The organism is Thalassospira lohafexi, assembly GCF_002844275.1.
In the GTDB taxonomy this organism is placed as follows: Bacteria; Pseudomonadota; Alphaproteobacteria; order Rhodospirillales; family Thalassospiraceae; genus Thalassospira; species Thalassospira lohafexi.
The window spans coordinates 203,803-224,194 of the sequence record NZ_NXGX01000004.1; the positions used below are offsets into that span (position 1 = coordinate 203,803).

At 50.7% G+C, this 20,392-nt stretch carries 18 protein-coding genes; 2 read left to right on the top strand and 16 right to left on the bottom strand.

The window, feature by feature from the left end; all coding sequences use genetic code 11:
- Window positions 1-223: 223 nt before the first annotated feature.
- From fliS to COO92_RS10810, 12 genes are all read right to left on the bottom strand, one after another.
- Window positions 224-724: a flagellar export chaperone FliS gene (gene fliS, locus COO92_RS10755; RefSeq protein WP_101302037.1), complete on the bottom strand. Its 501-nt coding sequence runs from the start codon at window positions 722-724 to the stop codon at window positions 224-226.
- 57 nt (window positions 725-781) lie between these two features.
- Window positions 782-2,554 (bottom strand): flagellar filament capping protein FliD, encoded by a 1,773-nt coding sequence (gene fliD, locus COO92_RS10760; protein WP_101302039.1) that lies wholly within the window; start codon window positions 2,552-2,554, stop codon window positions 782-784.
- A 106-nt stretch (window positions 2,555-2,660) separates the two neighbouring features.
- Window positions 2,661-3,026, bottom strand: a complete 366-nt coding sequence (locus COO92_RS10765; protein WP_022731864.1) for a flagellar protein FlaG — start codon at window positions 3,024-3,026, stop codon at window positions 2,661-2,663.
- Window positions 3,027-3,110: 84 nt separating this feature from the next.
- On the bottom strand, window positions 3,111-4,280 hold the full coding sequence (locus tag COO92_RS10770) for a flagellin N-terminal helical domain-containing protein (RefSeq protein ID WP_022731865.1): 1,170 nt from the start codon (window positions 4,278-4,280) through the stop codon (window positions 3,111-3,113).
- Window positions 4,281-4,700: 420 nt separating this feature from the next.
- On the bottom strand, window positions 4,701-5,915 hold the full coding sequence (locus COO92_RS10775; RefSeq protein WP_309471163.1) for a flagellin N-terminal helical domain-containing protein: 1,215 nt from the start codon (window positions 5,913-5,915) through the stop codon (window positions 4,701-4,703).
- 237 nt (window positions 5,916-6,152) lie between these two features.
- Entirely contained in the window at window positions 6,153-8,450 is a 2,298-nt protein-coding gene (locus tag COO92_RS10780) for a class I SAM-dependent methyltransferase (RefSeq protein WP_165792324.1), read from the bottom strand.
- Window positions 8,451-8,466: 16 nt separating this feature from the next.
- Window positions 8,467-8,937: a flagellar assembly protein FliW gene (fliW, locus tag COO92_RS10785; protein WP_022731868.1), complete on the bottom strand. Its 471-nt coding sequence runs from the start codon at window positions 8,935-8,937 to the stop codon at window positions 8,467-8,469.
- Between the two features lie 97 nt (window positions 8,938-9,034).
- On the bottom strand, window positions 9,035-10,264 hold the full coding sequence (locus COO92_RS10790) for a flagellin N-terminal helical domain-containing protein (RefSeq protein ID WP_101302042.1): 1,230 nt from the start codon (window positions 10,262-10,264) through the stop codon (window positions 9,035-9,037).
- Window positions 10,265-10,291: 27 nt separating this feature from the next.
- Window positions 10,292-12,700 carry a flagellar hook-associated protein FlgK gene (gene flgK / locus COO92_RS10795; RefSeq protein WP_101302044.1) on the bottom strand — a complete coding sequence of 803 codons (2,409 nt, stop codon included), beginning with the start codon at window positions 12,698-12,700 and terminating at the stop codon, window positions 10,292-10,294.
- Between the two features lie 17 nt (window positions 12,701-12,717).
- Entirely contained in the window at window positions 12,718-13,179 is a 462-nt protein-coding gene (locus COO92_RS10800) for a hypothetical protein (RefSeq protein ID WP_101302045.1), read from the bottom strand.
- A 4-nt stretch (window positions 13,180-13,183) separates the two neighbouring features.
- Window positions 13,184-13,528, bottom strand: a complete 345-nt coding sequence (locus COO92_RS10805; RefSeq protein WP_240626403.1) for a rod-binding protein — start codon at window positions 13,526-13,528, stop codon at window positions 13,184-13,186.
- A 2-nt stretch (window positions 13,529-13,530) separates the two neighbouring features.
- Complete coding sequence (locus COO92_RS10810) at window positions 13,531-14,673, bottom strand: flagellar basal body P-ring protein FlgI (RefSeq protein WP_022731873.1); 1,143 nt, start codon at window positions 14,671-14,673, stop codon at window positions 13,531-13,533.
- A gap of 387 nt (window positions 14,674-15,060) precedes the next feature.
- Between COO92_RS10810 and COO92_RS10815 the strand changes: the two genes are divergently transcribed.
- Both COO92_RS10815 and dksA read left to right on the top strand, forming a co-directional pair.
- Window positions 15,061-15,504 (top strand): flagellar assembly protein FliX, encoded by a 444-nt coding sequence (locus COO92_RS10815; RefSeq protein WP_101302049.1) that lies wholly within the window; start codon window positions 15,061-15,063, stop codon window positions 15,502-15,504.
- A 150-nt stretch (window positions 15,505-15,654) separates the two neighbouring features.
- Window positions 15,655-16,071, top strand: coding sequence for an RNA polymerase-binding protein DksA (dksA, locus tag COO92_RS10820; protein WP_022731875.1), 417 nt, complete (start codon window positions 15,655-15,657; stop codon window positions 16,069-16,071).
- 291 nt (window positions 16,072-16,362) lie between these two features.
- On the opposite strand, the gene flgH is transcribed toward dksA, so the two are convergent.
- The 4 genes from flgH to COO92_RS10845 all read right to left on the bottom strand — a co-directional run bounded on the left by flgH (window position 16,363) and on the right by COO92_RS10845 (window position 20,057).
- Complete coding sequence (gene flgH, locus COO92_RS10830) at window positions 16,363-17,136, bottom strand: flagellar basal body L-ring protein FlgH (protein WP_101302052.1); 774 nt, start codon at window positions 17,134-17,136, stop codon at window positions 16,363-16,365.
- Window positions 17,137-17,309: 173 nt separating this feature from the next.
- Window positions 17,310-18,326 (bottom strand): flagellar basal body P-ring formation chaperone FlgA, encoded by a 1,017-nt coding sequence (flgA, locus tag COO92_RS10835; RefSeq protein ID WP_101302054.1) that lies wholly within the window; start codon window positions 18,324-18,326, stop codon window positions 17,310-17,312.
- Between the two features lie 112 nt (window positions 18,327-18,438).
- A complete protein-coding gene (gene flgG, locus COO92_RS10840) occupies window positions 18,439-19,224 on the bottom strand; it encodes a flagellar basal-body rod protein FlgG (protein WP_101302055.1) in 786 nt (261 codons plus the stop codon).
- A gap of 65 nt (window positions 19,225-19,289) precedes the next feature.
- Window positions 19,290-20,057, bottom strand: coding sequence for a flagellar hook-basal body complex protein (locus COO92_RS10845; RefSeq protein WP_101302057.1), 768 nt, complete (start codon window positions 20,055-20,057; stop codon window positions 19,290-19,292).
- Window positions 20,058-20,392 lie beyond the last annotated feature (335 nt).

Genomic DNA, 20,392 nt, shown 5'->3' on the forward strand with positions numbered 1-20,392 from the left:
AGATTGTCAGCGAGTTAGCGCACATTAGGTCCTTGGGGTAAATTTTGCCGAGCGGATGCTATGCGCCCAACAGGGCAAAAACGCCCGTGTGAGTTTGGTGAGGCACGTCTGATAGGTGAGATGGAAGATAGAAGCAGGGTAGAGGACACAATAAGAAAAAGCCCCCGGCATCACGGAGGCTTTCAAAATCTTATTTAATATGTCTAAGGTCTACACAGGCCAATTAGGCCGAGATCGACAAGGTTGACTTGGCAGGGGCCGGAGTTTCATCACCTGCCGATTTTCTTTCGCCAGTCGGCTGTGCCGCCGGGCGACCTTGCTGTACCGCCATGATCGCTTGACGAAGTTCGCCTTCACTTTTTTCAGACAAAACATACCAAGAATCTCTAATCGGCCTGAGAAGCCCGATGACTTCTTCTGCTGCCTGAGGGTCGTTGTGGCGATCAACATCCATCAGTCGAATAAGACAATGGGAATAAAGCTGTTCAAGATTGAACGCGATTTCACCCCCTTGATCCATATCGAGGGTCTTCGATAAATGGGCGATCAGTTCCTGCGCGTTGGAGTTCGCATTACAACGGGCCTGAATATCTTTACGCTCAATTGCGCTTTGGGCTTCTTGCAGGCGCGACAAAATTTTCTCATACAACATGAACACCATCTTGGCCGGTGAGGCTGTATTAACTTGCTGCTGCTTGTAAGTATGGGCGGCGTGTTCGTTCATGAGACACTCCTTAGTCTACGGCTCGACATGCTAGTGTGCATGTATGGCGGACAAAAGTTAACTCTTTTCTTTGCCTGCAGCCATCAACTCATCGAGAGAACTCTGAATGTTCTTCATTCGCGCAAGGGCAGATTCCATCGCAATGAACTTATCCATAAGGACTTCTCGCTGTCCGGCGAGGCGTTCGTCAATCCTATCAACCTTGTCGCCATAAGATGTATTTTGCGTCTCGATTTCCGAGATTTCCTGAGACAAAAGCCCGTTTTCGTCGTCAAGAATGGAATCAAGTTCAAAGAAGAACTGAGATCCCAAACCCTTGCTGGTGGTAATGGTTGCAGTGTCTGCAGCCATTTTGTCACCACCGTAAAACAACTTAAGGCCGTCTTCGGTTGTAAAGCTTGATCCACTATTGATCGTTGCAACATTACCAAACGTTGTAACGCCATTGACCGTCTTGTCATAGGTGACACTGTTGATGTCACCAGCAGATGCATCAATGGTAAATTCGTACGTTGCGGCACTTGTCTTGCCACTAAAACTGGTCATGCTGACGTCAGAATTATCCGACTTGCCCCGGAATAGGAATAAGTCCATCACTTCGCCTGGATTGTTCAGAAGTGCTGCGTTTAAAGCGGTTTCGTCAATTTCCAGCGTTTTCGAAAGTGTCGGATCTGCATTTGCACCATAGCTAACGAAATCGATTCCAATTTCCGCAAGCACAGTATAATCGTCTTTGCCCGGTCGGTCGGTTACGCCGTCAGCGAATGAGCCAGCAATCTGTTGCAATGCGGCTTCAATACTTTTGACTGAGGAGTTGCCCAGCAATATCGCATCGTCAGATGCCTTTCCTGTAGACGTATCGACAAATGTTTTTTCGTTCACAAAGGATTGAACTGCATTATAAGCTTCGACAAAATCAAGGATGGCTGTTTTGGCCTGATTAAGGTCCTGCTCAATGCCAATGGTCACCGTTGTTCCAGGTTCTGCATCGTACAGGCTTATAGATAGGCCATCTATCAGATCGGAAAATTCATTTGATCCACGGGTTACTGAAATGCCGTCAAGCTTGATCAACGCATCATTGCCATCATCAATGACATTTGCTGCATCGATGGTGGTTGCATCAGTCAAAACGCCAAGACTCTGAAGAACCGAACCCGTATCGTCGCTAAAGGACATACGATTGGCGACACCTTCTTCAGTTGACGTGAAGATGATTGTACTTTCGGTAGCGGAAACTTTGATTACAGACGCCTGTACGCCGGTGTTATCCTTGGCATTGTTGATTTTGTCTCGAATATCCTGAAGCGTATCACCAGCATTTACTGTAATGCTGGCACTGCCGGTACCACCCGTAATGGTAAATTCACCCGTTCCGGTAAGGCCGGTAACGTCAGCGCCTGCCGCCACAGCCTGCGTGTCACTTGAAAGCTTGTGATTGCTGGCAATCTGATCAATTTCGAAGGTGTAGCTACCGGACTCGGCAGCATTTGTTGCAGTAACACCGATCAGAGATGCTGCAGTCGAACCGTCGGAAGAGGCAAAGATTTGCTTCGATTCGAAGATATTTTTGGAATTGTCATAGCTCGTGGCACCATAAAGGTTTGCCATCGAGTCCTTAAGTGTTCCGATAAGCGTCTGCAGCTCTTTGAGCGCGACAAGCTTTTCGTCATTTTTCTCAATACGAGATTCAAGATTGTCTGCCGGAATACGACGTGCTGCAATCATCTGGTCAACGGTATCGACAAAGTCGATATTCGAAGACCCACCAGATAGCTGTACGCGACCATTTTCGCCGACATAAATGTTATTTAGGTTTAAGCTACTCATTGGTTTAGCTCCCTGGGCGCTATCAGTAGGCTTCGCTGTAAGCTTGCATTTCCATCAACCAATTGGTTAGAGCAAGAAGCGTGCCGACTGGTGCCCAATCACCTTATTAAATTTCTTCGTCCACAACACTGCCGAGGTATTCACGCATCTGGGAAAACAGCTGCTGCAGTTCTTTGGACGGAAGTTCGCGCAGGATTTCACCGCTGGCGCGATCTGTGATTTTTGCCACGACGCGTCCGGTGTCTTGATTGAAATTCAATTCAACACGCGCATCGTTGTTTGCAATTTCCGGAATATCAAGGTTGGCAAGAGCCTGCTGAAACTTTGAAGCTGGGCCATTGTCAGTGGTCTGAGGCCGTACGGCTGCCAGATCAAGTTGTTTTGGAGCATTGCTCGTCGGCGCAGAAGGAGCCTTAACAGAAGAGCTATTGCTCTGAGTGGTGCTTGAAGTATATGTGCTAACAAGTTCCATTTGACCCTCCTATGCCATCCTGGGGCAAAGGATAAACCGGATATGGGATGAGGGTTAACCCTCATCCCAACTCGGATATCCGGATTACTGCAAGAGACGCAGCAGGTTCTGAGGCATCTGGTTCGCCTGAGCCAGCATAGCCACGCCGGACTGAACCAGAATCTGCTTGGAAGTGAACTTGGTCATTTCCGCAGCAACATCAAGATCCATCAGTGTCGAACGAGCTGCCTCGTTGTTTTCCTGTGACGAGGCCAAGTTTTTGGCTGCGAAATCAAGACGGTTCTGACCCACACCCACGTTAGAACGTGCAGTCTGAAGTGTATCAATCGCGGTATCAAGACCTGCAATGGCCGCCTGAGCGTTGGCAAGTGTGTCAACCTGAAGGGCTGCAACACCAAGTGCAGCAGAGCTGACCGAGGTCAGGTTGAAGGTAAGACGGTCAACTGCAGCATTGTTGCCGGAACCAATCTGATAGGTCAGGGACGCAGGACCGGTCTGTGCCGCAACATCAAAGGTGTTGTTGGCGGTAATATCGGTACCGAACGCAAACGCCGAGTTCAGCGTAAGGGTGATACCAAGCGACCCGAATTCAACATCCGCAGTTTGCGCACCGGCCAAAGCCGTAACACCGATATCATCCAGATCAACCGACTGCGAGAAGTTCGCCTGGTTCGTATTGGTCAAGGTCATGGTGTTGGTAGCGTTGTCAAACGTGATCGAAATCGTGTCAGCTGCAACAAGACCAGCATCACTGTTGATTTTAAATGCAGCGATACCATCAGCGGCTTCGATGTTTGTACCAACTGCAGCAGGGTCCACACCAAAGGTGGTCTGGCCAGAAAGCAGCTGAATGCCGTTGAAGGAGGTTGAGTCAGCAACACGCGAAACCTCGGCGTCAAGCGCCTGGAACTCGTCATCAAGGAAGCCACGCTCGGTGGTCGACAAGTTGTCAGATGCTGCTTGTACGGCCAGTGTTTTCATACGAGTCAGGACATCGTTGATGGTCGACATGCCGCCATCGGCGATCTGAAGCATGGAGTTTGCCTGACCAACGTTAACCGTGGCAGTCTTGAGCGCTTCTACCTGTGAGTTAAGACGTGCACCGATTGCCATCGAAGCGGCATCGTCGCGTGCGGAAACAACGCGGGTACCTGACGAAAGTTTGGTCAGCGAACGGGTTGCCATTTCGTCAGAATTGCTCAGGTTACGGTGAGCAACGTTAGCGGCATAGTTGGAAATGATATTAAGAGCCATTGTATTTCTCCTACATGGATAGCTCGGAACAGCTTACTGCCGTTCGAGGACTGGCAACATTACCAGAACTGTTTCCAAAAAGATCTTCCTGATCACATGGAAACGGGTTTGTTTCTACGTTGAAATATACGTATGTATGGTTTTGTTGTCTAGCAAAAAGTGAATAAAAAATTAATTAATAAAAACAGCGCGTTAGTTCGGGTTCTGTGCTTCGAGCATCACGTCTTGGTTCAATGTTGCTGTTTGAATTACAGCTATTTAGTTCATTTTCATCAGATTCGCGAATCGATTTGATCGACGCATGATCGCTTAATATTGTCCCCAATTATATGTCTATCTATCTATGCAGGTAAAAGTAAAGAAGGGCCCGCGAGAGCCCTTCTTTGATAATTGTTCGAAAGAGAACGCTTGTGGTGGCGGTTAGCCCTGTAGAAGACGCAGCAGGTTCTGAGGCATCTGGTTCGCCTGAGCCAGCATGGCCACGCCAGACTGAACGAGGATCTGCTTGGAGGTGAATTGGGTCATCTCCGATGCAACGTCAAGGTCAAGCAATGTTGATCGAGCTGCCTCGTTGTTTTCCTGTGAGGACGCCAGATTTTTGGCCGCGAAATCAAGACGGTTCTGCCCGACGCCGACGTTTGAACGTGCCGTCTGCAATGTGTCAATTGCTGTATCAACACCGGTAATGGCCGCCTGAGCGTTGGCAAGTGTGTCAACCTGAAGGGCTGCAACACCAAGTGCTGCAGAGCTCACCGAGGTCAGGTTGAAGGTGAGGCGGTCAACTGCTGCATTATTGCCGGAACCAATCTGATAGGTCAGGGACGCAGGACCGGTCTGTGCCGCAACATCAAAGGTGTTGTTGGCAGTAATGTCGGTGCCGAACGCAAACGCCGAGTTCAGCGTAAGGGTGATACCAAGCGACCCGAACTCGACATCTGCAGTTTGGGCGCCAGTCAATGCTGTAACGCCAATATCATCCAGATCAACTGACTGCGAGAAGTTCGCCTGGTTCGTATTGGTGAGGGTCATAATGTTAGTAGCATTGTCGAAGGTGATCGAAATCGTGTCGGCGGCGACCAAGCCTGCATCGCTATTAATAGTAAAGGCAGCGAAACCATCAGCAGCTTCAATGTTCGTACCAACTGCAGCAGGATCAACGCCGAACGTTGTCTGTCCGGAAAGCAGTTGAACACCATTGAAAGAGGTTGAGTCTGCTACACGGCTGACTTCTTGGTCAAGTGCCTGAAACTCATCATCCAGAAAGCCACGTTCTGTGGAGGACAGGTTGTCAGAGGCTGCCTGTACGGCCAGTGTCTTCATGCGGGTCAGAATATCGTTGATGGTTGACATGCCGCCATCGGCGATTTGAAGCATGGAATTTGCCTGGCCGACGTTGACCGTTGCAGTCTTGAGCGCCTCAACCTGCGAATTCAGGCGGGCCCCAATTGCCATCGAAGCAGCATCGTCGCGTGCGGAAACAACGCGTGTACCTGATGAAAGCTTCGAAAGTGAACGGGTTGCCATTTCGTCAGAATTGCTCAGGTTACGGTGAGCAACGTTGGCGGCATAGTTGGAAATAATATTAAGAGCCATCTTTCTATTCCTACGTTGGTTGCGTGCGGCGAGTTTACACAATTCACCGGTGTTTCACTGGGCTTTGCAATTACTTAGGAATGCTGCTCAAGCCCGTTGCTCAGGAAGTCATCCCGAGCGAAGTATAGTATTTGCCAGTTAATCATTCAATAGATGTGCCAGTTTGCGTCATGCGTGTTGTGGAGGTTGTATTTGTTGACGTGTTAGGGTTGTCTAATGTTTTGTTTCTATGCCCTGCTGGCATCTACAGCCTGCCTTTATCCCGCAAGCAGGCAAATGTTACCTAGCAGGTTTGCGACACCAAAACTGGTACATGCCCCTGAACGTGTCAGGGAAACGTTCCTCAAAGCGGCACCATCGATCAAGTTGAAGGCTTTCCGGGCAATTCGGGTTTTCTTTCCGGAACTGGATCAGTGTTTGTGGCGTAGGTGTTTCAAATCCCAGGAACTCCAACCCTAGTTTGTCGAGGGCGCTTGCAATTTCAGGAATTGTAAAACGATGCTCTTGAACATGAAAGATCAAGTCTCTGCAAGGACTCAGGCTGTAAAAGTCACCGCGCATGCAAAGCTGTATGAGTTGCGGGTCGCCTTTTTCTGCGGCGGCAATGATATCCTGCCGACATCGACGCATTTCTTCGGCAGAAGATCCATAGCCACCTTGCTCAATAAACTTACGGGCAGCGATGATGTCGGGTCGGCCTTTTTCACTGTAAAGCCCGATTTTCATCAATCCGCCATCACGCAGGAGGTCGACCAGAACTTTCCATCCTGCCAGCGGATCCGCCATATGGTGCAGAACACCACCACATTCGATCATGTCGAATTGTTTGCCAATCTTGTCAAGTTTGAGAATGTCACCCTGTATGTATTCAAGATTTTTGATCCCGGCTTCACGTGTTTTACGCAGCGCATAGGAAAGGCTGCCAAGACTTAAATCAACGGCAGTTACCTTTGTGTTTACAAATCGTGATGCGGCCTGAATTGCATGCTGGCCGGTCCCACATCCTGCAACGAGTGTCTCTGGATTCTCAGGTGCAGTGTAATCATCGAGTTTGAATGAAAGCGGCGGCGCGCAAAGCACGTCCTTTACCGGTTTGGGAGTTAGATGCGAAGTGTGAATCCAGCGTGGATAAGGGTTTTCCTCATACTGAGCTCGAACGTTTTGAGAGGTTGCGTCCTCAATATCGGCTATCTGAGGAATTGACTTGCGTAATGTCTTTTCGGTCTCAGGTTCTGTGATCTGAAGGCGATACACAGCCGCGCCCTCATCGTTATCTTTAGTCTGCGGGATTTGCGACTTCCATGGCATGGTGTTGAGCGGTTCATAGCACGCAATCAGCAACCACAGGTCTTTGGAAACAGCTTTTCCTTGGGCAAAAAGACCTTCGACCTTCTGTTTCAAATTCTTCAGATGTTCTTGTTCTTTCGCATCGACAGCGTAGGCGTACTCATTGATAAAACATTGCTGCGCCAATACCGATATGAAGTTTATTTCTTGATCGTTGTGTTCGCCGCAACATGCACGAGCAAGTAGGGCGCGTCTTAGATTGGTCAGCAGCCTTTCTATACGTAAATCTGCTACCGGAACCTTTGTCATCAAGCGCATGAAAAGCGTTATTTGGCTAAGAATCTTTATATCGTCTTGAATTGGAAAGTCTTCAACGATTGCTTTATCAGCATTGTCGAGAAGGCGCGAAAATTCACTGCGATGCCTTAAGGCGCTGATAATTGGGAACATCAGGCTGGCGGGCGACATGTCTTGCTTGTCGAGAAGTGCAAGCAATGATTGTTCCAGGCCGTCACTCGTACCGGAAAAGGACATGCCAGCGACACAGTCGCGAAAAGCGTCCCAATGGCGATCGTTATCTGGCTGAAAGTTAACGGCCTGACTGTGCAGTTTGAGGGCTTCCTGATGGCGTGACAGATATTGCAGAGCGATGCCTGTTGATGTCAGGATATCCGCGTCCGTCGGGCTTATTGCCCGGGCTTTTAGAAAGCTCTCAAGTGCATGATCGTATTTCTGCTGTTTGATAAGAATTTCGCCAATAGCCTTGAGGCCCTCGGCGTGGTTTGGTGCAATGCTTACCGTTTTGCGGTAGCATTCAAGTCCCGCGTCAAGTTTGTCTGCGGACGCAAGGAGCGCGCCAAGATTTTTATAGGCAGCAGCATATTCGGGTTTCAACGCTATGGCGCGACGATAGCATTCTTCAGCCGCAGCAGTATTACCAGTTGTGTTAAAAACCACACCTAAGTTGTTATATGCTTCAGGGTTGTCGGGAAAAATCGAAAGTGAACCCTGCAAGCATTCGATTGCTTTGGCATGTTGCCCAGCTTGATGAAGTGCGATACCTGCCAAGTACAGCGCCGTCGGCTGTTTGGGGTCAATTGCCAGAATATGCTTGTACACCTCCAGCGCCTTCGAAAGGTTGCCGCTAGAATGGTGCTGTTTTCCTGCGGCAATAAGCTGCTGTATCTCAACAGATGGTGCTGGCATACTCGCACGAAGGGAACGTGCCGATAGTTTCGAAGAACCTGACGTGGACTTTTTTTCGTTGCGACGACGTTCACTTCTGTTCATTTGGTGCCTAGTCTTTTTAAAGGTCCATTTGTACAGGGTAGCGGTCATTGCCCATGACGTGTTGCCATGCTACTTGACGACCTGTATCAACGAGAATTGGCGCACGCACGTTGGTGGACAGCCTGATGCCTTTGCCATCCGGTGCACTACGAATGGTGACGACCATTAAAATGGCCATGTCGTCGGAATTAATAGCCAAGCTTTTATGCGCTATCATCAAATCCTTATCGTCATAAACTTCGCTTTCCATATTGTATGGTGCGACGATGAAGGACAGGTTGGCATCTGTCAGGCTTTGATAAAGCTTGAACTGATCAAGCGAACTGTTCGGGATATTGGCAAGCCCAAAGACATGATGTTCCGGGAAGCCAAGTAGGCCAACAGGCATGTAAATGCCTTTTTCCCAGCTGAATTCGATATCGCCGAATCGTGTTTCTACAGTCACGAATTCAGGGGTTTCAGTCTCGGCAACGTTTTCGGTTTCCATGCCCGCTTTACTCCGACGGTCCAATGTTTTAGCTGTGCAACTGGCAAGTGATTGAACAGGCAAAACAGTTAAAGATACAAATTATTATATTAGATAATCAACGCAAATAGTTAGCCAATGATAAATCTGCAGCACGCGAAATCGAAATGAAACTTGCCTGGAGTGCCGTCTCATGCTGAGACAACTCAGCAAGGGTCAACGGTACGTCAACGGTTTCAATGTCAGAAATCGCCTGCGCGGCAAAAACTTTAAAGTCTTCGTGGCGTGCTTCGAAGCGTTCAATATTGGAGATATCAAGACCAATCTGTCCCTGTACGTTAGGCAGATTATCAATTGCGTCGGAAATAAAACCAATCGCGACGACAAGAGCATCTTCATCTTCGGTTCCGGCGGCAACGCCAAGTCCTTGGATCAATTTCTTGAATGCAGGATTGTCGGCCAGAATACCATAAGACACCTCATATTGATCATCAACGCGCGCATTGAGGATGAGTTGGTCGCCGTCATAATAATCTGCATCTTCCCGCGGATTGGGGATTTTTTCCATTCCCAGAACCGTAAGAAGGTTGCCAACACCGCTTTCTGAGATGGTGATCGACCCATTTCCAACATTTTCGATATTTAGGCGTGGATCTCCTTCACCGCCCAAGCCACGCATGGACGCAATCGCGCCATTGGTCGTTACGCTGTTGATTGCGTCACGCAGGTCTCCAATATCATCGGTTGCGGCATTATAATTGACAGTTGTAGTGACGCTGTTGCCATCGACATCTGTACTAACAATCTGAATTTGCCCCGAAGTAATGCCGAGCGAGGTTAGCGTGGTTGCATCCGTCAGAGTAACATCGGCGTCGCTGATATAGTTATCTGGCGCATAAATCTTATCAAGATCAACAGCCGGTTCTTCAGAGCGGCCACCGGCAAACAGATACCGGCCGTCAAGGTTAGTATTGAGCAAGTTGGCGACTTGCTCCATGGCCTGACGAGCCTGTCCGCGAATATTAACGTCGTCGCCCTGTAGAGCAGAACTTGCTTGAATAAGAAGCGTCTTCATTTGCGTCGCAATGGTTATCATGCTGTCGACAGCTGTTTCCATGCTTTGAAGACGCAGCTTAGCTTGCGTCGTGTTGCGCAAATACTGTTCTGTGCGGGTATACTCACCCTCAAGATTAAGGAGGCGCTGGGTGCTGTCGGCAATGCCCGAATAGTCGCGTGATTTATAACCGCTCGATGCTTGGTTTTGCAGATCAGTTACGCGCGCTGCGTTTCGGAGCGCGAGATCCGAAAGCAATGTATGGTTCGTATATGTTGCGACGCGGGTTACCATGAGAGCCTCACTTTTCTAACTCGCAGTTTAAACTGCTCTGAGCAATGCATCAAACATTTCATCAACCGTCGTTATGACTTGGGCTGATGCGGTGTAGGCGCGCTGGAAGATGATAAGATCTGACATCTCTTCGTCAAGGTTAACGCCCGCTTCGTTCTGTATGCGTGTGCTCAAGTCAGTCACCAGGTTTGACTGGAATTCATAACCACCTTGCGATACGGATGCCTTGGTTGCCGTAGTGGCAACAATACCAGCAGCAAAATCGGTCAACGAGGTGCGTTCTCCAGAGAGGCCGCCAGCGGCTTCAAACTGGATGTCGGAGCGTTCAAAGGTGTTGCTTAGCGCTAGAGCGGAAGTGTTGTCGCCTTCGTGAACGCCAAAGCCAATCCCCAAGCCTAGGACGGTGGTAAGGCTATCTGCATTGGGTAGCCCACTATCGCTGAAGTAGAAGGGGTCGCCGTCGGCATCTTTAACGCTTAGCGTGTAACCGCCAAGTTGACTGTTAAATACGACACTTGCAGTGATGTTGTTATCGGTCAGTGTTGCGCTGTTGTTGATTGCATTGGCGATATCGTCAAGCGATGTCGTGCTGTCATAATCAATGTTGACGTCGGTGAAGTCTCCGCTGACAGTCAAAGTGTAGTTAAGCGGCGGTGGCACCAGCGGACCAAGGTTTGGGATGGCCGCAGCGTTGTCTACGACCGCGGTTGACGTTTCATAGGTATCGGCATTCATCTGGCCGCGCACAATACGCGATGGGTCGTTTTGGATGGCGGCAGATACGTCCATGTTACCAGCGAGAGTCGGCTGGTCTTCGGTCATGCCGATTTTACCAGTGAGTGTACCTGCATCCGTGATCGTCATGTTGGATGTGTAATCAAGTACAAGGCGGTATCTGTTGCCATCTTCAATGATGAAGGCTGCTTCTTCTGAGGCAGCAACCGTCATGCCTGCCCCCTGAAGAGCAGTACGGATATTGTCACGCACATCTTCAAGTGAATCTGTTGCGGCATAGTTCACCGTGATTCCACCAGCCAGAACGCCTGATCCGGCAGAGATAGTGAAGGAGCTCGCAGTTGCATTCAGGGCTGTGGTAGAGCTGCTTTGTGCCGATGACGTCATCGTATCGGAACGTTTGACTGTGGCGACAAAGTCATTCAGACCAAAATAATGTGAAAAACCTTGCTCGCGACCATCACTGGTCGTGATTTGTCCATCAAGTTCATTGATTGCGACACGGTTGCCGTCGGATCCTTCGATCACGAGTTGATTGTCAATCAGAGACGCCGTGAGGTAACCACCGGCGTCGGAACCATTAATGGCGTCAATGATGCCTTGCACTGTTGCCGGGGTTGTCGGCAGCGTAATGTCGGACCAGCTGTCAGCGGCGACAAGTTGACCATCGTCATCAAGTGCTGCGACCCGAAATGCCCCAGTTGCGGTCAAAGGGTCACTGGCGGCGACCATACGGTTACCTGAAAGGTTGGTCGGCGGTGGGAATGCCGTGCCTTTGTTATGTTCTTCGTTAATCGCGTCGCGCAATTCGCCTGCCAGTTCATTGATCTGGTCGTTCAGGGCGGGAATTTCCGAATCGCGCATATCAAACAGGCCCTTCAGTGTGCCTGTGCGCAGCGTATCAGTGATATCTGCACCATTGAGTGATATGCCGGACCCACCTGTACCGGGTTCGAAGCCTGCGGTTTGGGTGAAGGACAGGTTATTCGGCGTGCGGTCCAGTAGCGTGTTCGCGCCATTAGCCGAATAGATTACGATCGAACCATCATTCCGACTGAACGTCGTGACGTCGATGATTTTGGACAACTTGTTCAGCTTCTGATCACGCTGATCTTCAAGTTCGGTCGTCGGCTGGTCAAGGTTGTTGAGGCGTACAATGCCGGTATTGAGCTCGGAGATTTCACTCAGAAGCGTGTTGGCGTTGTCGACCTCATCGGTGATCTGATCGTCAATATCATCACGCATGTCCTGAAGCTGGGTTGACAGCTTCTCGAACGATTCCATGACTTGAAGGGCGCTCTCGATCGCTTCGACGCGCGGCGAGTTCTGATCGGGGGTAACGCCGAGTTGTTCAAATGCATCTGCCAGGTCATTAATGCGTTGGCTGATGGCGGCATCTGACTGCGGGGTGCCAAACAGGGTCTGGATACGCTGGAAGAATTCATAGCGGACTTCTTCGCGGCCGGCTTTACCCAGTTCTCCACGCATTTCACGCACCAGGCCCTCGTTCACGTTGCGATAGATATCAGCAACCTGTGAACCAGCGCCTTGACCATCAAGGGTAAGGGTTTCCTGTCCGGCGATCTTTTTTGAATAGCCCGGGGTGTTTACGTTCGAGATGTTCGAAGACGTAATCGCAATACGAGCTTGCGCCGTGTTAAGGCCTGAGATCGCTGTGTTAAGAGCCTGGGTTAGTGACATGATGTTTGCCTTTAACCTTAAAGCGTTTCATTGACGCTGAATGAACCACCAGTCTTGTTGATGGTCCGACCATATCCGCCAATTGATGCCTTGCTGGCCTGAGCTGAGCGGTTATAGGTCGTGCAGTCGTCTTTGGATTTATCGTTTACCGCACGGACAATGGCCTGCACCACGCGTTCGTTGGTTGCCTTGGCGGCCTGAAGCACGGTCATATTGCGTCGGGCGGTCTCTTGAAAATCGGCCTGAAGATCGCGCAGTTCCGTGCGTTCTTCTTCGGGCAGTTCCCGAAGTTCTTCGCCGCGCGCGCGCAATTTAACGACGATCTGTTCGTATTGCATCGACAGGGCAGATTTTTCCGACAGGAACTGCTCGTATTCATCGCGTGCGATGGTCCGAAGGCCCGTGGTTTCACGTTCCAGTAGGGACATCAGGTCGTATGTCACGCTTTTAAGTTCTGCAATCAACTCTTGAGTGGTCATTTTTTCACCCCTCCTGGATCTTAAGGATTTCACGTGTGACAGCATCTGCAATTCCGATGCCACCTGCACGGGTCATCTCTTGGGCATATTGTTCGACCAGCATGGAACGCATCATCGTTTCACCATGGCCACCACCAAACATTTCGTTGGTTTCGATGCCCGAGAACATATGATTGAGCATTTGGCCAAGAAACATGGATTCAAATTCTTTGCCGGACTTGATGGCTTCTTCTTTGGATTTAATATGGCCATCGGTCAGCGAGTTTACGCGTGCCGAGATATTGTTCTGAGCGCCGTTCTGTGCACTTGCTTGTGCCTGAGCCATAAGGGCCGTGGAGCTATCAGCCATCATCACATCACCTCGATTTCAGCCTGAAGGGCACCCGACGTTTTAATTGCCTGAAGAATGGTGATCATATCGCGTGGTCCGACACCAAGGCTATTAAGGCCATTAACCAGTTCCTGCAGGCTAACGCCGCTATTGAGGACACCAAGCTGGTTGTCTTCGCCTTCATCGACCTCAATATTGGTGCGGTCTACAACCTCTGTATTCCCGCCTTGAGAAAATGGAGAAGGCTGTGAAACCTGAGGAGTTTCGGTAACACGAATGGTCAGATTGCCTTGCGCAATAGCGACCCGGTTAATGCGGACATTCTCGCCCATCACAATTGTGCCGGTATTTTCGTCAATCACCACGCGGGCGATCTGATCTGGCTCAACACGCAGCTGTTCGATATCGGTCAACAGTGCAACGACATCCTGATTGTAGCTGTCAGGGATGACCAGGCGAACAGTGCCCGGATCGCTGGCGCGTGCTGCAACCTGGCCCAAATAAGCATTGATGGCATCTGAAACGCGACGTGCGGTGGTGAAATCCGGATTTCGCAGAACAACAGACATGTCTTGCATGGAGTTGAGATTGAAATCGATTTCACGTTCGACAATGCCGCCGCTGGCGATCCGTGCGGACGTTGGGACGCCTTTGACAACTGTTTCTGCGTTGCCACCAGCCGAGAAACCGCCAACTGCAAGGTTGCCCTGGGCGACGGCATAAACTTCACCGTCTGCACCAACCATCGGGGTTACCAGTAATGTACCGCCCTGAAGACTTTCAGAGGTGCCGATGGCACTGATGCTGACATCAATGCGTGATCCCTGACGGGAAAAGGGGGGCAGTGTTGCGGTTACCATGACGGCGGCAATATTATCAGAGTCAATATCTTCGATCTGATCGCGGACGTTGATCCCAAGGCGCTCGAGCATGGCGACCATGCTTTGGCGGGTAAATTCTGCATCGCCCAGATCATCGCCGGTACCGTTCAAGCCGACCACAAGGCCATAACCAACCAGCATGTTGTCACGGACGCCTTCGAAATCGGCGATATCCTTGATGCGCGACTGAGCATGGGCCGGGGCCATCTGCGTCAGGGCGAGCATACCCAGCGCGACGGCGATCGTCGCTTTGCGTGCTATGTTGCCAAGACCTGTGATCATACTGTTTGTTCCGCTTCGACTTGGGATGCCTTGGCATCCAACAAATGGTGCGATCGATCATGTTAATCGCGTTTGTAAGCTGTTTTGCGAAAATCGTGCCAACTACCGCTTTGTGCGGGCTTGACCTGCAAGCTGTCGTCTTTGCCGAGTTTATCGGGCGAAAATCACGACTGTTTTTAGATATGGGGACCAAAAGTGCGGAGCCGTTTTAGCCACTCGGCATTTTTTTCCCGTTGCGCGGTTTCCCAGATTGAGGGAGACTCTATCTCATACATATATAACGTATCGAGGCGTGGGTTTTATTCTGGAAGAATATAGCAGTTTGGAACCCAAACGTCATAAGGCGTTAAATGCAAGATATTACCACAGACAGGACAGGCACGGGTCATGAAGGTTAGCGGTTCCAAGGCTGCCGGTACGAGCGGGGCGACGCGTAAAAAGGCGTCTGGCACGTCTGGTGGTGGCGGTTTTGCAGATGCCATGCGTTCGCTCGATTCTGGCGGAGAAGCCAGCGGTGCGGGAAGCGTTCATGGTGCTAGTGGTGTTAGTGCACTGGATGCGCTCCTCGCACTTCAGCAAAGTGGTGATGCACTTGATTCGCCCAAAAAAGCAGGCGTATTGCGCGCCAAAAGCGTGCTTGAACAGCTTGAGGCCGTGCGTGACGGGCTTTTAAGTGGGGCCTTGTCTGGTGCGCGTTTGCAGCAGTTGGTTGGGTTACTTGATCAGCAACGTGAAAATATTGACGATCCGGAACTTTCCGCCGTACTCGACGAGATTGATCTGCGTGCACGGGTCGAACTGGCCAAACTGGAAGTTTCCGGGCTGATTTAAGTCTGAAATTTCCTGTGTGTCGCACCTGAGAACCCCAGAGTTCTGGGGCTATGCGTATTCATTCATATTTATTTGTTCAATCATCTTGCACCGTTGGCGTGCTGCATCTATATTGCCGCGCGATCGAACAGTCCTGTATAGAGGGCATACATGACTATCACTCTGCCACCAGACTATCGTCCTGCTGAGGACGAAGAATTCATGAACCCGCGTCAGCGCGAATATTTCCGTCAGAAACTTCTGACCTGGCGGGCAGAACTTCTGCATGAATCATCTGAAACATTAGCGAACCTGCAAGATGGCGGGCTTCAAGAAGCTGATCTGAGTGACCGCGCATCTGCGGAAACCGATCGGTCACTTGAGCTTCGTACTCGTGACAGGGCGCGCAAGCTGATTTCAAAAATTGATGCTGCTTTGCGTCGAATTGAAGACGGATCTTATGGTTACTGTGAAGAAACCGAAGAACCGATCAGTTTGAAAAGACTTGAAGCTCGTCCAATTGCGACCCTGAGCATCGAAGCCCAGGAACGTCACGAACGGATGGAGCGCACACGTCGCGACGATTGATCGCGCCGGGTGATAAAAAAGATAAAGGACCGTGCGAATGCCGGTCCATGCCATGCAACGTCATGGCCTTGTGGGAGATTACTGGTTAGGGATAACCAAAATCAAAAAGCCCGGTCTTTATGGCCGGGCTTTTCTCGTTTCAGACAATCAGCCAAGTTTTCAACTTACAAAACCAAGTTACGATAGTGGTCTTCGGGCGAAAAAAGACCACCCGAAGGTGGTCTTTTGAGGAGGGCTTGTGCGGTCTGCGGGAACCCAGAACGGAGCAGGCCACCAATCAATGTCTGTCGGTTAGAATGGCAGAATGATGTCAAGTACTTCGCTGCCGTAGCGCGGCTGCTGAACATCGGAAATCGTCCCGCGTCCGCCATAGGAAATACGAGCTTCAGCAATCTTGTCGTAGCCGACTTCATTGGCCGAACTGATATCAGCCGCCCGGATCACGCCCGCAATCTGGACTTCGCGGACTTCGCTGTTGACGCGGATTTCCTGACGGCCGTGAATGACATAGTTCCCGTTCGGCAGAACCTGAATGACAAGGGCGGCGACACGAAGGTTGATATCTTCGTTTCGATCCAATGAGCCTGCACCACGGTTTGACGTGGCGCTATCCATGTCAAACATGGACGAAGGGTCAATCGCTTCGGGCAAGACCTTGGTCATTTCGGCTTCAAGGCCAAACAGGTTGGGCACTGCAAGATCTTCGCTGTTGGTGCGCGAACGGCTTGTGGTGTTGGCAAAGGCTGCACTGTCGGCCATATCGACAACCACGGTAAGGATGTCACCGACCTGACTGGCGCGCTGGTCCTTGAAGAATGACCGTGCACCTGACCGCCACAGGGAGTTCGGGTTGCTTTCCGCAACCTGCGGGGCAGGCATCGGCAGGCTGACCGGTCGATAGGCTTCTGACTGGGTCGGGTTGTCGATAGATGACAGTTTTGGCGGTTCGCCAACTTCAGAAAGGCGTTTCATCGCGTTGCAGCCAGAAAGTAAGGCTGTCGCGCCGATCATTCCTGAGACAAGCGCGATACGCCGCCATGATATGTGTGTATTTTTTCCGGGCATGTCGTCCTCCTGGGTTCCTGCCAAACATTACGCAAGCAGCGTGCCAGTTTGAAGGTTCGCCTTTGGGAAATTGATGCCGTGCGTGGAGCTGAGGAGAGACTGATTTCAGCCATGTCTTTGGTCTTGTTCGGTATATTAGGTGCCAAACGTATCCGGCTCAGGTTGTTTCTGGTTTATTGGGACATGGCTGGCAATGCGCGAACGTCATTTTCGCCGACGACTTCCACCTGAACGGTTTTGTTGCTTGTTTGGTTTACGACCCGGATGACGTCACCCTTTGATCCATTTTCCAATGCTTTACCACGTGCTGTCAGTGACATGTTGGCCGTCACGAGGCGAATGATGACCAGTGCACCGCGTCGAACAAGGATGGGATTGGTAAAATCACGGAACATAAGCGGTTCATTCGGATTGGCAGGGCGGATCACTTCCTTGCCAATCAAATCGTTTATGTCGCGGATTGCGCCGGACGGAACGCGTTCTGTACGAAAATCACGATATTCCACCTGATCGGGCCGAATGATACTACCGCGTGAGATGGGTTCAACCAGTACCGGTACGCTTGAAAGGGGGTAATATTTGCCGCTGATGCGATATGTGCGTCTTTGTGCGGTTTGTGCGCCAGTCGTAATGCTGGCGACAAAGCGGTTCGTGCGGCTATTGATATCAAGACCCGTGACGTCAACTGTGGTTTGGGCATCAACGGGCAGGTGGATCTGGAAATTCTCGCTCGAAAGATCGACTGTAAAAGGCCGTTCAACACCGTGTTGCGTCAGGGCATCTTCGACAGCGTCCTGAATTTCTTCCATGGTGATAACTTGGCTTGCGCGCGTGATCATGACTTGATCGGCCGTCGTGCGTGGGCGCCAGTTTATGTTGTGGCGCTGCGCGATGCCATAAAGCCAGCGATAATCAAGCACAACCTGTTTACCTGGTTGCGGGGCATGGGCCACGGAGATGTCGGCCTGTTGCGGGTCGATCCCGGAAAATAGATCCCCAAGCGTGACATATTGCCCGTCAACCAGTGCGTCAGGTTTGAGCAAGATGTTTTCATCAAGCTGCTGACTGTTGCGAGACAGGCCACTTTGTCCGTTCTGCGAACTCTGCGCAAAGGCAATCTCAGGCCCCAGTCCAGAACCGAGTGCTAGAAACGCAATCGCAAGCGTGAGGATTATTTTCTTTGTCTTCATGAGCCTACTATACCACGGAACTGTATATAGGGCGTAAACACAGTTTACGCAGACACACGTGCGGTCAGAACGTGGTCTGCGTAAATTTGCTACGATCAGTCAGGACGCGAGATTAACGTAGGTTGCTGACTGCGCTCATCATTTCATCTGTGGTGGAGATGGATTTGGAATTCATCTCATAGGCACGCTGTGCCTTGATCAAGTTGGTGATTTCCTGAACCACGTTGACGTTCGAAGCTTCGAGGTAACCTTGCAAAACCGTACCATAACCAACATCACCCGGCGCACCGGCATTCGCCTGACCAGATGCTTCGGTTTCAAGGAACAGGTTGTCGCCCAACGCATCAAGACCCGGTGGGTTGATAAAGGTGGCCAACTGAATTTGGCCAAGGTTCTGAAGCGCGACCTGACCATCAATCTCGGCAAATACTTCGCCATTGCTGTTGATCGTGACGGAAGTTGCATTGTCTGGAACGGTAATGCCCGGTTGAACGGCATAGCCATCCTTGGTCACCAGCGCACCATTGGCATCGAGCTTTAACGTACCATCGCGCGAATACGCAGTTTCACCGCTGGGCAGGTCGATCTGGAAATAGCCACGGCCCTGAATGGCGATATCAAGTTCGTTTTCCGTCAGGCTCAAGGACCCTTGCCCCATGTAACGGCCAATTGCGGCCGTTTTCACACCAAGGCCAACCTGAACGCCGACCGGGACAATCGTGCCGGTGTCTGACGAGGGTGACCCCGCGCGGCGCATGTCCTGATACAGCAAATCCTGAAATTCGGCACGCTGGCGCTTATAGCCAGTGGTCGTCATGTTGGCGATGTTGTGTGAGGTTACATCCACGTTGGTGGATTGGGCCTGCATCCCTAGGGCGCCAATGTCAAGTGACCGCATTTCTTGTCTCCTTCGTCTGCGCAGACTGTGCGCCAAATTTTAATCAAGGCCGTGTTCGCAAGCCCTTAGGCGCGAATATCGCCAAGTTTGCTAATCATATTACGCATCCGTTCGTTCTCGCTTTCGAGCGAACGGGTAACGGATTGATAGGTGCGAAGCACGTCAATCATCTGGGTCATGGCCCCGATCGAATTGACGTTTGATTTTTCAAGTGCGCCCTGAACGATGCCGGGGTTCTCGACAAGTTCCATTGCGGCATTGTCCGGGTTGCCATCTGCATTATCCGGTGCGCGGTAAAGGGTGTTGCCCGTTACTTTCATTTCCTGAACGTTGTCGATGGTGACGACCTGAAGTTTGCCAACCTGACCAATGTCCGTGGAAATCGTGCCGTCGCCTTTGATTTCGATCTGCCCGTCTGCTTCGTTAAAGAACAGAGGTTGACCAGCGTCACTCAACACAGGGTAGCCATCATTGGTGATAAGCTGCCCGCCCGGATCCAGGTTGAAATTACCCGAACGGGTATACTGTGTGCCCGACGGGGTTTCGACGGCAAAAAACATGTCTGGTTGGCTCAATGCCACGTCGAGCGGGCTATTGGTATGTTCAATATTGCCGACCGTGGTGTCACGATACTGCGAGATGTCCTGAACCAGCGAAATTTCGCGTTCGCCGCGGAATGGGGCATCCTTGTTCTTGGCCACCCAGTCTGTGAACATCATCCGCTGTTCTTTGTACCCGGTCGTGTTCATGTTCGCCAGGTTCTGCGAAATGTTGTTCATCATGCTGCGGAGCGTCTTTTGCCGCGACAGAGCGATATATGAAACGTTTTCCATGGTCGACTTCCCAGTTGGGGCAGATAGGCCGATTAAGGCTGTGAATTTCCCCAAGACAAATGCGAACGGCATGCCAGTATGATTAATGCATTGTTTTAAAATGATAAAAACTAGATCCGGCATTTGTTGCCGGGCGCAATCATCGCGGTAATTGCAGAAAGTGCCGCGTGTCATTGGCAAGACGGAAAAAGTTTTCCGGTTTGGGTGATGGTATGGTCGTAAACCCGCACCAAATCAAAGATACGCCGTCAAATCACAATGACGCTAAATCGTGGTTTAGTTGCTTGTGCAAAATTTTATGAAGACTGAGAATACAAAGAAAACCACCGAAAAAT